The organism is Edaphocola aurantiacus (assembly GCF_019797745.1).
Taxonomy (GTDB): Bacteria; Bacteroidota; Bacteroidia; order Chitinophagales; family Chitinophagaceae; genus Edaphocola; species Edaphocola aurantiacus.
Window position 1 is genome coordinate 710,206 of record NZ_VOSI01000002.1, and the last position, 18,165, is coordinate 728,370.

The window sequence follows — 18,165 nt, forward strand, 5'->3', positions numbered from 1 at the left end:
TATGATGATGAAGTATAATTCTCAGCTGTTTCGACTGACCGCCAAAACTATGTTTACCGTTCTGGCCCTGGAACTGGTTTCACCTGCCATAAGAAGCTATGCCCTTACAAGTGGACCTTCACAACCCGAGGTACAGAGCTTTGAGCCAGTGGGTACTACCGACATGGTTGATCTTTTTTCCGGCGACTTTGTATATAATATTCCTTTACTTGATGTGGAAGGATATCCTGTAAATATTGCCTATCATAGTGGCTCAAATGTAGAGTCGGAGGCCAGTTGGGTAGGGCTCGGATGGAATATTAACCCGGGCGCGATCAACCGTTCAGTACGGGGTATACCGGATGACTTTAGCGGGGAGCAAATTGAAAAACAACTGCATGTAAAAGATGAAACCACAGTCGGCTTAAAGCTTGGTGCAGATGTGGAATTGTTTGGTCTTGAGTTTTTAAGAGGCGGCATAGGAAACAGTATTACCTATAATAACTACAAGGGAATGGGAGTAGGCTTTGATGCCAGTTTAAATTTAAAGACCAATTATGTAACCACCGGGCTTGGTTTAACTGTAGGCTCACAAGAAGGTGCGACGCTGGATGCCAACCTCTCAACCAATGCCAGTGATGGCGCTGGTGTAAGTGGTTCTGTACAGGGAAGCACAGGGTTTAATACCCGAAGCGGGCTACGTGATCTTAGTTACGGGATTTCAACCAACCAGTTCCCGCTTACGTTTAATTCTTATATTCCCATTGGTCTGCGCAACTATGTATCTACGATCACCAATGCTACTCATGCAAGAGGTATATCTTTCAGTACCGGACTCGGTATGGAAGTGCTTGGTACATTTCCCCATTTCAGAACTGAAGTGTCAGGAAGTGTAACGCACCACGAAGAAGATGGCTCCATGCCGGCCTATGGATATCTTTATTTGGAAAAATCAGGAGAACGTTCCATAACGGATTTTTCCCGTGAGAAAGATGGCATTTACAATAAGTCCCTGCCGAATTTACCGCTCTCTTCCCTGACCTATGACCTATATTCCATTTCAGGTCAGGGTACCGGCGGTATGTTCCGTCCGTTCCGTAACGATATCGGAACCGTATCTGATCCTAAGCTTGATAGTGATAATGATAACTTTTCTTCCAATGTAGAGGCGGGGTTCGGAACGGGCTTTGGTGGCCTGTTTGAGATTGGAACGAATGTAAATATGCTTTTTTACAGCATGAAAACCGGTGCCTGGAAAAAGCGGCCTTTCCTTGCGTCTCAAACCGGGTCTTTATTTGAAAATGTATTTTTCAAGCAGGCAGGAGAGCTGACCCGTTCTGTAGGATCAGGAGAAGCCATTACCAGTGGTAAAGAACCTTTAAGGGTCGATAGTTCGATGAATATGTTCAATAAACAGCGGGCAGCCATTGGCTTACTGCCCCGTTTTATAGGGCAACATGAAGATCGTAATCCAAGGGCAAATAATATGTCCGTGTTTACTAATAAAGAAGCCATCACTCCAGGGGTAGCTATCCATCAAAAAATTGAAAATTATCCAAGAAACCAATTCACTGGTAATCCTCAGGTTGAAAAAGTTGATCGTTTAAAAACCAATACCAAACAAATCGATGCTGCAAAACCTAACCATATCGGAGAGATCAGTCAGATACTTCCGGATGGCAGAAGGTATATTTATAGCATCGGTGCCCGTAATAATGTTCAAAGGGAAGTAACTTTTAGCACCGGTTATAAAGAAATGTCAGATCCGGCTTATACCAGTGGCCTGATTAGCGCTTATTCAGACCAGGAAAATTCCTATGCCAATCCAAGTGGCCGTGATCGTTATTATCAATCAACTACAACACCGTCGTATGTACATAGTTATTTGCTTACCGATGTATTATCAGCAGATTATGTAGATATTACCGGCGACGGGCCAACAGAGGATGATCATGGAACTTATACAAAAATCAATTATAGCAGAACCAGCAAAGATTTTAAATGGCGAACGCCCTATGAGCGTCCAGGAGAAAAAAGAGCACAGTTTAGCCCGGGTTATTATTCTGATAAAGGTGATGACAAGGCGAACTATATTGTAGGATCAAAGGAGATGTGGTATATCCATTCTATTGAAAGTAAAAACTACATTGCAGAGTTCTATACTTCTCCACGTAAAGATGGCATGGGCTATAAAGGTAGCCTGGGTGTAGATAATGTATCCGGAGATATCGGTTCAGACACCAGTCAGCGATTGTACCGCCTGGATTCCATTAAACTATTCAGTAAACGGGACCGTTTTATTAATGGAGCTAATGCTACTGCGATAAAAACAGTTGTATTGGTTTATGAGGAAAACGCAGCAAACCAGTTATGCCCAGGCATCCCCAACTATACCGGAGCTAATTCCGGTATCGGTAAACTCACTTTGAAAAGGATCTATTTTAAGTTTGGTAACTCCAATCGTAGTCTGCTTAATCCTTATGAGTTCAATTACAGTGCCTTTAACCCATCATATAATTTTATGGCTAAAGACCGCTGGGGGAATTATAAGCCCGCTGTGGGAGGACTGTCAAATTACGAGTTCCCTTATGTTACCCAAAATAAGGCTGCTGCCGACAGCAGTGCCATGGCCTGGCAGCTGACTGAAGTCAAACTACCATCAGGTGGTTCTATTAATGTGCAATATGAATCAGATGATTACAGCTATGTGCAGGATAAGCGTGCTATGGAAATGTTTAAAGTTTCCGGAGTTGGCGCGGATAAAAATTTTATCGCAAAATCTGAGCTATATGAAGGTGAAGGTGAAAATATTATCAACAACTATATCTACTTTAAACGCGATACAGCAAGGGAAATAAGCGGAAGGAGCCTAAAAGAAAATTACCTGCCGGAAGATGACCTGTTATATTTCAATTTCTTTGTAGATATAGGAAACAAGAATGCTTATGAACCCATAAAGGCTTATGGAAAAGTCGAAGAAATAGGTAAATGTACAAACGATTCCTTATATGGATATGTGAAGCTGAAACAGGAAAAGGCCGGCAAAAGTACAGATAGGTTAATGAATCCCGTTACCCTTGCAGGTCTGAATATTGGAAGGTTCTATCTCCCCCATATCATTTACCCGGGTTATACCGACGGGGAACTCAGCCTAAAGCAAACAATCCAGGGTATGGTAGGGGCTACAGAAGAGCTGTTTACCATCGCACAGAATCCGAATATCCGGTTTATGAAACGTGGCCTGGCAAAATCTATCGATCTGACGCGTTGCTATATCCGTGTAGGTACTCCTGGCATGTCTAAACTGGGTGGTGGCTGCCGCGTTAAACGACTGACCTTCTCAGATGGCTGGAACCAGATGACCGCTGGCGGACAGGTAAGTGTCATGGGTAAAGATTACAGTTATACCATGACAGATGCCACCACCGGTAAGAAGATCAGTAGCGGTGTAGCCAATTATGAGCCTATGATTGGCGCCGATGAGAATCCTTGCCGTAAGCCGGTGTATTACTCCGGAGATGGCGGAAAATTACTACCTGCCGTACAACTGTTCCAGGAAGAGCCATTGGGTGAATCTTTTTATCCAGGAGGCTCAGTGGGATATAGTAAAGTCACAGTGAGCAGCATCCACAAACAAGAAGGCGCTGCTTCGAAAGGGGTGGATGAATATGAATTCTACACGGCAAAAGATTTTCCAAACTATATAGATAAAACAGTGATCAATACCGATGAGCAATACCGTCGTGGTGGTTTTGTGCAGCAAAAGGAAATCTTAAGCCTGAGCCAGGGCTATAGCCTGGTGCTCAATGATATGCATGGAAAAAGTAAAGCCATCAGTAACTATGTGGCCAGAAAAGGCGGTGAGCAGGAGCTGATCTCTTCAGTAAAATATAATTACCAGCTAAATGCCCAGGGTAAGTTAGATAATACCGTAAGCGCTGTGGGCAGGAACAACGATCCATTTAATCCGCAGTATGAAATTGCTAATACTACACTGGGCCAGGAAGTTGACTTAACCGTTGACTCCAGACAGCGGGTTAATAGTTCTTTATCTATACCTGTAAACTTTAACCTTAACGTTCTATTCTTTGCACCTTTTGTAGTGGTACCGGTTCCAACGGTATTTACACCGGTAAAGCAGAATATCAACACATTCAGAACCCATACCGTAACCAAAGTGGTTCAGCAATATGGTATCTTAAAATCTACAGAGGTGACCGATCATGGGGCCAAAACGCTTACGGAAAATCTGGTATATAATGCGGAAAATGGTCAGGTTGTTGTTTCAAAAACAAATAACGAGTTTAATGATCCCCTTACTAAAATAGATTACCCTGCCAGCTGGATGCATCCTAATATGGGTGGGGCTTATGCCAACCAGGGGTATAGTTCCCGAGCCGGTCTGCTATATGTAGATAGCGCCCTTGATGGTTATATTAAAAATATCCAGGACTTCAATTTATTTACCGAAGGGGATGAGCTGTTGGTTACAGATGACAAGGGCGCCCAGTATATCCTTTGGGTTGAGGGCAAAACTGCCTGTCCGGTTATTGATACCAGTGGCAGTGGTAGTGGTGGCGGTACTGGCGGAGGAACAGGTGGTGGCGGAGCATTGGTCACCACAATGGTACCGATCAAAGACAATCTTTTCGGGACCATTTCCTGGGGCTCTTCTACTCAATCAACAGGTTGTTGTGCATTGAAGGTTACGCCAAGAGCCAAATACCCTAATGGTGATGGTGTCAGTTGGCGCACACCTAAAACGATATTGGAAAATATTACCATTAAAGTCATCCGTTCGGGAAGGAAAAACCAGCTGGGAAGCCCAATGCTTAGTCTTAGTCTTTCCGGAAGCTATGTGCCCACAAGCTTTGCCGATCTTTTTTCGAACAGCACATTGCAGGGCAAGGTGCTTGCCACCCAGGCAACACGGTATGGAAATAATGCGGAAGAAGACCAGATTGAAGGAACATTATGGGGGGCAAACTATGGCTTCAACACCTTTGTTCGTGGACTGAAGGGGGCCTATAGACCAACTGAACAATACGGATTGTTGGGTTCCCGTGATTATAATAATGACCATGCACGTAAAAACGGAACCCTGGCATCATTTACACAGCCCTGGAAAAATCCAAATACCATTGTACCCGGTTCTTGTCAGGACCTGGCTTCCAAATACAGCTCCGGTTGGCAAGCTGACTCTACCTGGCTACTGGCTTCTAAAATTACCAAATATGGCAGCAATGGGCTGTCACTGGAAGAGCAGGACGCATCGGGCGTGTATTCAACAGCATTATACAGCTATGGAGGGAACCTTCCGGTTGCCGTAGCCCAAAATGCAAGGTACAAGCAAGTACGCTATTTTTCGTTTGACGATATGTTCAGTCTGAACAGTGGCAACCACTGGATGATGCTTAAGTTTACCGGAAGCAGTACACCTATCTCTTACAGTCAGCTGACCAATACTTATTATAACCGGGAATTTGGCGTAAGTCCGGCAGGCACCCTTGGTTCTGGTCTGGCGATGCAAACAGAAGGCCATAGTGGCCTGTACAGCTTAAAGTTAAATGGCGGGGCCCTTAAAATTGGGGCCGGGGCAGACTTTGGCTTTGGAAATAGCTACTATGTCAGCGCCTGGGTAAAATCAAATACTGCACCGACCAATACTTCCTTATATATAGTCGGCACAACCGGTGGTTCAACCAACAATTATTATCCTTTTACCACCATTAGCAAACCAATCGAAGGGTGGTATAAAATGGAAGGGGTAATTACCATCCCGACCCATACAACCTTAAGCGTTGCCGGTATGGGTGGAATTGTATTTGATGACCTGCGCATATGCCCGGATAAGGCAAACATGAAATCCTTTGTATATGATGTGCTGACCAGCAGGCTCATGGCCCAGCTGGATGAAAACAACTTTGCAACCTTCTATGAGTACGATGCAGAAGGAAAACTGGTACGTACCAAAAAAGAAACCAACAAGGGTATCCTTACTTTGAGCGAAAGCAGAATGTCTGCAGCCAAATAATTACTACCTAATCTAAAAAGAAAATCGAAATGAGAAAGCAATATAAAATCTTACTGGCGCTGGTACTCACCGGGTCTGCGGTTGCCGGGGCAGTGATCCGTCAATATGGTGGAAGGGAAGCAGAGCGTAATAATCCGGTTTACAATGCGATGCTGGAAAAAACATTTAGCGGTGAGCACTTATCGTACCGCTACCAGGTAACGGTATTTAATGATAATGGCCCGGTTGATACTACCTGGGGAGCCATCTATAAGGCCGGCACAGACTATATAGATAGCAATGATATGTACTATAAAGCCCTTACCGGGGACGTATTTGTCAATTTAGACAGAAGAACATCCGTTGCCTATTATGCCTTTTTAAAAGATGTGGAACAAAAGCTGGGATTTAAACGGGAAGATATGAACGCAGAGCTGTTTAGCCTTCCGGATTCAAGTCTGGCAAAGATTGGCCATTGGAAACCAATTGAACAGCTGAATGATTCCTTAAGCGCGATAGAATTTGAAGTAACCGATAGTACCCAGCAGTTACAAAAAGCCAGATTTGTGATCCACCGCAACCGCCAGCAAATCGTTTCCGGACAGCTAACACTTGGACCGGGAACGGTGTTGGGCGACCAGAGCGCGGAGATTGAAATGTCTGAAATCAGCACTGTTCCGGTAGATACCCGCGCGAGAACAGCAGAGCAGTTTTCGCTTAATAACGGGGTCTTAAAACCATCGGCATCTATGGCTAAATACCATGTACAAAAATTATTCTAAGTAAAGGATTTAAATAAGGTATTATGAGAAAAATTGCTCAATATATATATCAATTTATTTTACTGGTATTATGTACCGGTATGATCGGGTACGGTCAGGATATTAAGTTTCGTCCGGACCATGAATCAAAAGCATATTATTCCCGCAGTATTAAAACCATGGGATCACCATCGGGATACAATGATCTGCTGGGTACTACCAGTGCATTTGAATGGTTCGAAATGACCTCAATTCCTTCCTCCTGGTCTCAGAAGTATACATTCAAAAGCGTATCCAATTACATTAAGGTAGCTATAGATCATAATGCAAAAGATGTAGTGAGCAATTACAAATACCAGCTTACATTCCAGGTTAAAGGATATAGTGATCCGGCCAGTCCGGGTACCTATACCACCCAAAACCATATCATTACCCTTGAATATAATAAGGATTCCCTGGCTGCCTATAAGGATGCAACCCTGCTTAAACTACCGGGAAGCGGATTTTATTCCTTTGATCTTACCTTAATTGATGTTCAGGAAATCAGTGGCTCCAGTCCTATGGCAGTCTCTAAATCAGGTCTGGCCCCAAACTTTTATATCCAGGCTGAGGTGGTAACCCAGCGCTATGATGATGATCTATCTGGTAAAATGATTTTCGTCAATTCGGCTTACCACAGCGCCAGCCAGGAACTGGAGGTGAGATGGGGGAATTACGCACCATCGGAAGTAAGCAGCCTGCCCTCCGGATTTATGCCGATGTATGATAATTTTAAACCGGTGAAGTATGAACTGGAGTGGACTTATATAGATGATTATAAGCTGAATGATTATAATCATACAAGCGGAAGTGCGGGGTATAAAAATACGGCAAGTACCTTTTCTGTACCTTATAATTTCAAAAATAATGCTACACGAATCCAGACGGAGAACAACTATTTCTTTATCCCGGTGGTTTATGGACATGGCGCAGTTGTATTCCGTGTAAGAAGGATCCGTCCCGATAATGTCAACTTTACCGATCTTGTTTATTCCGATTGGAACCTTCCGGAGTCAGGAAACCTTACTAATACCTCATTCGGAACAGGCGGTCTTAATGTCAATCCTTATCGCGCACCTTCAAATTGTATCCTGATTGTAGAAACGCCCCATCAGAGTGATAGTGTAAACTACCAGTATAGCATCAGTTTTGCGGAAGAAGGTAAGTATAAGCATGTACTGAATTACTTTGATGGTATGGGAAAGAATCGGCAAACACAGACAAAAATTAATTCAGACCTCAATTATGTGGTGGCAATAGATAAAATCTATGATTTTGAAGGGCGTCCGGCCATTACTACATTACCAACACCGGTGCTTAGCAGTAATTTGCAGTTCAAAAGCAACCTCTCTTTACATGCAGGAACCAACCAGCCCTATAGGGCTCCAGACTTTGACACCGGTTGCGTAACCGATACAGTAGCCCCTTTTGCATCAGTTGCGCTGGCAAGTGTATATTATTCTGATCAGAACACAGATAAATCCGGGATGCAAAAATTTGTGCCTGACGCGGGAGGTTATCCATTTATTCAGACCATCTATTCTCCTGATTATACCGATAAGGTACTCTGGCAGGGTGGAGCCGGGAAGAATTTTCAGCGTGGTAAAGACCACGGAACCCGATATGCTTATGTCCGGGCCGGGCAGAATGAGCTCAACAGATTATTTGGAACCGAGGCCGGCTATTTCCAGTATTACCCTAAGCAGGTAACGGTAGACCCGAATGGGCAGGCCAGCTTTGCTATTGTAAACCCTGCAGGGAAAACCGTGGCAACGGCCCTGGCTGGAACTTCACCTTCTTCACTGCTATATCCTATTGATACGCTCGCAGATATGGCTTCAGCAAGCTATAAAGTGCAGGATATTTTAGCCGGTAACCTGCAGCAGATAGATAATGGCTTGCGCCGTGCTGAATATAGTTATTATAATGAAGCGGTGGGTTTTAACGGCCTTCGCTATAGTGCGGATATTGCTCCGTTCCCTACCGGATGTGGCAACCAGTATATCAATATTGCCGGAAAGCTGAATTATAAGATCATAGACGAGTGTGGTGGCATATATTTATCTAAGTCAGATGTCGCTGGTACTAACTCGGTTACTACCAGTAATCAGCACCAATATTACTGGGGAACTAAAGATTCTGTTCAGCTGATGCCCGGAAAGTATACGATCATTAAGGAGCTCAGCTTTCCGGATAGTACTATCAGGAGTATGGCTTCTTCATTTGTCGACAATAATACCGGAAATGGCCTGTGTTATACAGGTAAAGAAGTATTTATCCGGAGCGAAATTGAAAATACAAGCTTTCCATGTCCTCCTTCTGATACCTTTAATGCCTGTGACGCGCTGCGCCAGAGACTGAAATCAGAGCTGTATCCCGGAGCTAAGTACGGACAGTACATTAAAGCGGATGACGGCTCATTTATTGCCGGAAGCGGTAACTCTATTTTTACCTATTATGATGTGTATGATAGCGTTAGCTATTACTGGGAGCATACCGATACGCCAAAGATCGGCGATCGTTGTAAATACAAATTAAGGATTGATGACTGGCAAGATGAACCGACTGTACCCGGATCTAATCTGCTGTTAACCGAAATGGGTAGTGACAATAAAATACCATGGGTATGGTATGATGAGGTAATGGCGCCATATCCTCAGGGTGGTTATTTTTATACGGGCTCTGCACCATATAAAGTAAAGCACACCTATATCGATACGCTTTACTGTGAAACAAAAAAAGCCTATTATCCCAATGCGGTAAATGTGGGTAAATGCCTCTATCATGTCTACTACCTCGGAAATTGTTCTGTTCCCGGCTCTACTGGCGGATCCATGGCTACTGGAACAGATAAATATATCTGGGCAACAAGCCTGGCCGAAATTCCAACTTCAACGGTGGTTACCCAGTCAGTGCCTATAGGTAACTTTATGTCGAAAGTGAACTGTACGGTATATCTGGATACAACGAACTATGAAATTATTGAGTGTAATGATGGAACGCCCTATTACCGTTACCAGGTTCCCTGTTTAAACGGCTTAGACCTTCAGCTGGAACAAATGGATGTCTATGGACAGATCAGCACCCTGACTGTAGCCCTTGAGGATGCTTCTCCCGAGCAGTTAATTCAAGGGTTTAACGATAATGTTGCTGAAACATTACTGCCATTGCATCCTGAATATTGTAAACTGCTGGCCTGTGATACAGGCAATTTTGAGGCCCGCTTGTCCGGACTGGAAACATACGATCAGGCAGTCTCTCTAGGCTTGCATACCCTTTCCGGTATTGTTGCTCAAGATCCTTTATGTACTGCCAATAAATCAGGCGCACCCTACAGTGCCGATCAGTTGTCTTATTTCGCGGCTGATGGAAGCCTGAGCGCATCCAATGCCGCGCTGCTCAAACGCTTTGACTCGATGGCTGTTGCACAGGCATATTGTGGATGTAATTCAGCAGAAGCAACCGTTTATTGCCGCGAACAGCAGTATCAGAGCCAGATCAGCAGCATGACACTGGCCAGTAAGGAAATTAAGGATTTGTATATTAAATCCCTTAAAGCCCTATACCTGGCCAACCGGGGTTTACTGAAACAAAGGTTGACAGATGGAGCAACGGCCGATTGCGGACCATGTGACAGTTTCCGCATGAACATGATTGGCATGCCTAATTTTACAACCATTTTTGATGCAAACGGAGATGTAACCAGTGATTATATAGACCAGGATGTGAAAGATCTGATTAACAGCAGAAAAAATAATACCAGCGATACATCTCGGCCGGCAATGGTTGCCGGTATGGTTTCCGGTGGCAGTCAGGATTTCTGTAAACACCAGATCGCCATTATAATGGAAGACCTTAAAAGTTGCGGTAATTTGGACAGTGCGGAACTAGCCGGCATGGGCACCTATCTGGAATCATTTTGTACAGGCACTTCCATGGGCGAAAATATTACCCCGGACATTATCAAAAACAAGCTCGTAGCCATGGGCAAGTACGATGACATGTGTGGGCCTTTCCTAACCAAATATGCTGTATTTAATAAAAAACTGCTGACAGAAAAAGGTAGTTATATTGCTAAATCGCCTGAGTTCTACCAGGGTCTGGGTGACTTTATGAACCGTATAGATGTTACCAATGCATTATTAAATGCCCAGGCGACAGGCAGTGGTTCTGCTTCAATAACGATTACTAATAGTAATGTATTTGAAAAGGCGCTGCTTACCCGGTTTGCATTATCCAGTGGAAGTAGTATTAATATTAATGGTTTCGTAACTACCTATCCGATCAGTGCCGGCAATACGGTAAATGCAACAGTATATAAACTGGCAATTACTTCCGGTAGCCTGAGCGATACGCTGTTTCTTGCAGAGCGAAACGTAGCGGGTAATGTACTGGCCAGCCCCTTAAAAGAAACCGATCCTTTAGGCGCCACTTTATTTACTTATATAAATTTTAGCAACAGTCATAACCTTTTTGCCGATAGCCTTACTTATGGCCTTGCCGAAGGTGGCGTGGCAGATAATCTGGCCTACATTACCTTAAATAAGCAGGTTGTGGTACAGTCAACGGGTGCTACGCGTAATACCAGCACTTTGTATAATATCTGGAGCCATAACCTCCCTATGATGGACCCAAGAAGTCCGGATGGGGTAGAGGAGTGCGTTAACTGTGAACTGTTGCGCCGGGCAGTTGCCGACTATTACAGTGCTGCCGCTACTTACCTTATGCCTACCAATGCTGCACACCCGTTTTTTGAGACCAGCCTGCAAAACTACCTGAACTATAAACTGGGTAAAAAACATGGCATAGAACAGTATGAAGCGCTGGCAGCAGGCTGTGGCCTTACCGATAAGATTGCCATAACCGGATCTCCCGCTACCGTGCAGGTAACTTTTGCCACCGCTGGCGCCACAGACTTTAGTCCTGCCAAAAGCTTTGTTCAATCACTGCAGCAGGCTTTCCCTTATGTGCGCATTGATCATTTTATGTTCAAAAATATGTCGGATAATAAGGTGACGGTATGGTTTGATCTGGCAACGATCAGCGATAGAGACACCATCAGAAACCTTAGAAATTATATCCAAACCAATGCGGGGGCAGGGGTTTACCAGTACCTGCCTGCAGGTTACAGTGCGGAATTGTTTAAACAAAATGGTGCCGCACCGGCGATTAGTGGAGGGGCAGTCAGCAATCAAAGTGTTCGCATACTGAACCAGGATGGAAGCTATAGCGATGCAACCCGTTATATGATCGATGCAACAGGTACGTTGCCCATAGATAAAGCAAGCGTAAGCCAGGCGGTATTGAATTTTGCGGGGACTGATACCACAGCGACCTATATAAAAATTGTATTGGGTAATAAATTATACCGAAGCAGCGATTACAATACGACCGATAAGCAGGCTTACCTTACCTATGTATATGGACTCTCAAGCCTTAGTGAAAGTGAGGTTGCTGCAGCCCTTGCTCCGGCAACCCTGCAACAGCAGATCAGTGCATTTTCCTCAACAGACCTGAAACTGAGTTATAACAGCCCCTGGTGTACCGACAATAAGGGTAGCTTGTATTACTGGAATAAGAACCAGGGAAGCCACGGTGGATTTCAGCGCCTGAACACCTTACTGGGCCAGGTAAAAGCCAGCCTGGGCAGTAATAAGTTATTCCCTGCTGCTGCTACCGTAAATATCAGTGGAAACACTGGTAGTGGCAATGCATCGGTAAAAGCCTTCCGCCAGGGGAATGGAAATGCCTGGTACCGTATTTTTGATACGGACAATAAACTATACAATATCTATATCACCCCATCTGTAAAGATGGCCGGTCCTGCCCAGGAGTATGCCATGCTCAGCGTGAGTCCATCTGTATATACAACAGAAGGCGCAACTGATGTATACCGCTTTAATGTGCTCATGGCCCGCGGTACCGATACGGTAACCGTTTATGGATATACTGACTTCCCGATTGCTGCTGGAAGCAAATTGCAGGATGTAGTGCTGCAGGATAATTATGGGCAGCAATTACAATGTATCGATACCAATAGTTGTGAGCACAGTAGCCTGCTGGCTGCGGTGGAGCAGGGTACCCAATTGCACTTTACCTATATCGATTCTGTGAAGGCAGGTCTTGCCGCTGCCATGGCATGGTTTTACCCTAAAAATGCGATAGACACCTTGCAACATAGCATGCAGTCCCAGCAGTATCACTACACTCTATACTATTATGACCTTGCCGGAAATCTTACCCGTACTGTACCGCCGGCAGGGGTACAGGCCCTGGGAACTGTAGCAACTGCTGCAGTTGATGGCGCCCGTAATGCCAGCTCATCGGTTACCAACCTGAGTATGAAAGCTGAACATAATAAGGCCAGTAACTATCGCTATAACAGCTTTAACCAGCTGGTATGGCAGCAGACGCCGGATGGGGGCATTACCGAGTTTTTCTATGACAAGGCTGGTCGCCTGGTGTTCTCACAAAATGCTGTACAACGCGCTGGAAAAAAGTATAGTTATACCTTATATGACGACCAGAGCCGGGTGGTGGAAACAGGACAGATTACCGGAGATACGACCCTTTCTGTAGGTCAGCACCCGGTATTTATTACAAATCTGTTCATGAAGAATATGAACGGGGCCGGTAGCATTGCCGATTGGGTTAAAGTTAAAGTAAGGGAAGAGGTAGTGGCTACCCGTTATGACAAACCATTGATCTCCCTGCAAGGATTCGATAATATGCTTTCCGATCAGCAGAACCTGCGTAAGCGGGTGAGTGCAATCCTGTATAGCCCGACGGTAACCACGCAGATGTCTATCGACTCCTATTATCACTATGCGACCCACTTCAGTTATGATGCCATGGGCAATGTGCAAACGCTTACCCATGACAACCCATACCTGGATTACATGAAACAGCGCTTCAAACGGATTGACTACGATTATGACCTGTTGAGTGGTAAGGTGAATATGTTGAGCTATAACCGCGGCTTTGCCGACCAGTTCTACCAGCGTTACGATTACGATGCTGATAATCGCCTGGTAGCCACGTTCAGCTCCAAAGACGGGCTGGAATGGGACCGTGATGCGGCTTATGCCTATTATAAGCATGGTCCGCTGGCCGAAGTGCAGTACGGCGACCTGAATGTACAGGGCGTACAGTATGCCTATACCATTCAGGGCTGGCTGAAAGCCATTAATGGGGACGGCCTAAATACCGATCGCGATATGGGCCATGATGGTGTAGATAGCGTATACCCGGCCGATGTGATGAGCCATACACTGGATTATTATGCCAGTGATTATAAGGCCATAGACCCGGCTGCCAGCGTAAGCACCCTTCCAAATCCTACGCGTTCCCTGTACAATGGTAATATTGTGCGCCAGGCTACCGCTACGGTGGGCAGCCCTAATATGGTGCGCGACTATACCTATGACCAGCTGCACCGGATCAAAAAGACAGAGTACAGCCTGTATGATAATATTACTATGGCGATGACCAGCATGGTTGATGCCTATAAAAATACGTACAGTTACGATCCTGACGGCAATATCCAGACCCTGACCCGTAATGACGGAGCGGGTAACCCACTGGATAACCTCAGTTACCATTATCTAAATGCCAGCCAGAATAATAAACTGGGCTATGTAAGCGATGCGGTAAGCACCACCGGTGGCAATGACCTGAAAAATAACCAGGCCACCGGCAACTATACCTACGATGCCATTGGTAACCTCAAGAGCGACGCCAGTGAGGGTATTAAGGATATCCGCTGGAATGTGTACGGTAAAATGCTGACCTTAAGTAAGGGTACTACCCAGGAAGACACAATGCAGCTGCAGTTTGCCTACGATGGTATGGGTAACCGTATCCGTAAAGACTACTGGCAGAATATCGGCAGTGGTAATACAGGAGCGTTGCGTACCAGCGATATTTATGTGCGTGATGCCCAGGGCAATATCCTTGCAGTATATAAAGAGAAAGCAACCATTAATGGTAGCAATACCATAGACTGGTTGAATGATCAGCTGATTATGTCTGCTACGGCTACAGAGCTGGCTCCTTTCTACACCAACCAGGTGGGCAGCAATGGTGCTTTTGTCAATGACTTTATGAACCAGGTGGTGGGTACCAACGGCAGCTGGGCTTATAATAAAATCATCAGCAAATCGACGGCTTATTATATGAGCCAGTCGCAGCCGATGTATGGTCAGGCCCTGCAAATGTACCTGCCCACCAGTTATGGAGATATTGTAGCTACGGACTGGAATCTGATCGGCAATGCCTTTATGGGAACACCGGAAAAAACGATGCGCGCCGGCTACTTGATCGAAAACCTGACCAATGCTGAGAATGATGCGGAATCGCGGAGCCAGACCCTTTTGCACCTGGTAAGCGATACCCGCGCGCTGGCTGATGATCTGCTTGCCAATATGGGCTATGATCCCGAAGGTTTGACCGAGTGGGATAAAGTTATGGCCATGCAGAACTTTATTGAAGAGCACGGAAGTAGAGATTTTGGTAATCTGTTCGTGGATAGAGTAAGGGATTATGACCCATCACCTTTCTGGGAAAATATGCTTAAGGATCCTGTGGTGTTGCGCCAGGATATACTCGATAATATCCGCCCGGTGACCGAGGCCCTTATTGATGGGCTTGCTGACCGTACCGATGGCAATAACGAAGACCTGATCGGCTATATGGCCGATTGGATGGACGGTAATGACCCCGGAGTATTCCTGGGCCAGTTCAGCCCTGCGACCAAACTGAATGTGATCTATGATGAAGATAAACCCTTATTTTTACAAACCTATATCGGCACTTACGGTATAGCCAATGTAAGTCATGCGATCAAAGCCATACCAGGAGTAACAGCCATATCGGTGAACAGCTGGATTGTAAATGCGGCCAATAATGGTATACTGCCGATGTCGGTAATGCAGTTTGTAAATACACCAAATCCACAGAATATCGATGCCGATACGCTATACCTGGCCGAGCATCACCTGTATGGCAGCAGCAGACTGGGCATCAAGTACTACCAGCCGGAACAGTATAGAAACATCTATACACCCGGTAGTCCAGTGGTACAGGGAGCCAGTGCAAGAGTGCCCTGGTACAGCCTGGCCTACGAGGAAATGGTGAAGAAGGGTGTACGCAATCCGCAGAGCCCTGCAGACCGTCTGGTGGATTCCTTTGCTACGGTAAGAACACTAGGAACTAAAGAATATGAACTTACCGATCACTTAGGGAATGTACTAGCTAATGTACTTGACCGTAAGACGGGCTATGGTGCAGCCAATTTATTGTACAAAGGCTTCCATGCCGATGTAAGCAGTACAACGGATTATTATCCGTTTGGGTTTGGGATGAATGAGCGGAGTACTGGAAGTGGAGGAAGGTTCGGATTTAATGGACAGGAAAAGGATAATGAAGTAAAAGGTAAGGGTAATCAATTAGCATTTGAATTTAGAGATTTTGATCCTAGATTAGGGAGATTCTTTGCAGTGGACCCACTTTCGCAAAAGTATCCATATTATACACCTTATCAATTCGCGGGAAATCGAGTAATATCAAGTATCGATATTGAAGGACTAGAGGATTTGTATTTTATGGATCAAAAGATTGAATCCATTAAAGGAGAACCAGTTGTTACGATAATTAATGGAGTTGAAACCATGCAACAAGAAATGGCAGATTTTAAAAATCCCGATATAAATAAAGGTTATAATATAATAATATTAGATGGATTCCAAGAGGTGAAAAATGAGTCAATGTCTTCTAAGGCATTTAGAGGGATGGGGAAAGCTTATACAGGGCCTCGATTAGATGCAAAGATGGTGGAAATGTATAGCACTGGTGTCCTAACGGCAAATGATGATATCTTTACCCCAGAGGTTATGGGTAGCAGGGCATTTAAAGAAACTGTAGCGCAAAAAAGAGGTGTTGTATTTATTTATTTACCTAAAGGAACAGTCGAAAAGTCTAGATTAGCAGCAAAGCAATTAGACGATATATATGAAAGATTTAAATTTTTTGATGCAGCAAATACTATTATTCATGAAGCGATTGCTCACGCGTTTAGAAGAGTTAAATATGGAAGTAAATTTACAGAAGAGCAAGATCACGATACGTTCTTTAAAGATGAAAGTTCTGATGTTAAATGGGATGCAAGTAAAGGTACATCTCCCCAATATACCTATATAAAAGATCATCTTCCAAATTCAGTTGCAGGGAAAATTCAAAGGGAGATTGATAGGCAAATTGAAAATATGAAAAGCAACAGTAAATCTAAAACAAAATCAAAATGATAAAAATAGGATTATTAACCGGTTTAGTTTTTTTAGTTTCTTTCTGTCATGGACAAAATCCAAATTTTCCCTTTTATGGAAAATTCATAAAACAGGAACTTCAGAATATAGACTTAACATTATACTCCAAGATTGAGCTTTTAAAAGTGGAAGGAAATGATACTTTTAAATATCAAGAATATATAATTTCAAATGGAAAGCTTAAAAAAGAAATAGAATATACAAAAACAAACGACGGTAATTTGTTAACAAATGAATTGCTCTTTAATTGGAACAATGATCATTTACAATCAATGGCGATTAAAAGAGATGATAAGGATTCAATATTTTATTTATATGAATATAGGTTCCCTCAAATTACTTTATGGGAGAAGAGAAGAGAAAAAACTACTCTTCTATCGATTCAGAAATTTAATAAAGATTCAACCATAAATGTTGAGAAAAGGATGGATGCAAATGGCAAAGTTTATAACTGGGTTGAGTTCTTATATTCAAAAAAATCCATGTCGCGTAAACTTTACGAAGGAAAACGACTTCAATCGGAAACAATTATTAGCGAACTTGATCCTTTTAACGAAATTGAATATTTTTCGGATTATAATGATTTTTCAAACGGGATTCAAAATGAAAATAATAACAAAATAACACAATTTGAAAAGAAGACCCTAAATGGTCTTAATCAAGTTGTTCAAAGGGTTGTTTGCTTTAGTGATGGTGATGTTATAGTTTACAATTATTCATATAACAACGGACTATTAAGCTCAATAGGATCAATATTGAGTAATGGCAAAAAAAAATTGATTATTTATAAATATTATAAATAATTTTTGCCCTTGTATTGAGGCAGTTCAAGAGTATCGTAGAATATCGAAGCACTACAAGATCATTTTATTATTCAAAAGGATTACCAATTGTCGAAATCAACATTGGCATACAAGAAGAATCGATAAATTCATTAGCTTATAGCTTTTGGGATTAAGTTTTAAATTTCACCATTTGTAGCTTTAAGGAAAAATCGATACCAATAATTGAAGCGACAACTTTTCGTCGCTTCAATTGTTTTTCCTTACTT

At 43.6% G+C, this 18,165-nt stretch carries 4 protein-coding genes; all 4 read left to right on the forward strand.

Annotation, left to right across the window (positions count from 1 at the left end):
* The first annotated feature begins 1 nt into the window (after position 1).
* From FTD44_RS07615 to FTD44_RS07630, 4 genes are read left to right on the forward strand one after another with little or no spacing between them, the layout of a single operon-like run.
* Positions 2-6,013, forward strand: coding sequence for a hypothetical protein (locus tag FTD44_RS07615; protein WP_222165891.1), 6,012 nt, complete (start codon positions 2-4; stop codon positions 6,011-6,013).
* Between the two features lie 29 nt (positions 6,014-6,042).
* Entirely contained in the window at positions 6,043-6,774 is a 732-nt protein-coding gene (locus tag FTD44_RS07620) for a hypothetical protein (protein WP_222165892.1), read from the forward strand.
* Between the two features lie 23 nt (positions 6,775-6,797).
* Positions 6,798-17,093: an RHS repeat domain-containing protein gene (locus tag FTD44_RS07625; RefSeq protein WP_222165893.1), complete on the forward strand. Its 10,296-nt coding sequence runs from the start codon at positions 6,798-6,800 to the stop codon at positions 17,091-17,093.
* On the forward strand, positions 17,090-17,917 hold the full coding sequence (locus FTD44_RS07630; RefSeq protein ID WP_222165894.1) for a hypothetical protein: 828 nt from the start codon (positions 17,090-17,092) through the stop codon (positions 17,915-17,917). Before FTD44_RS07625 ends, FTD44_RS07630 begins: the two co-directional genes overlap by 4 nt.
* The last annotated feature ends 248 nt before the right edge of the window (positions 17,918-18,165 follow it).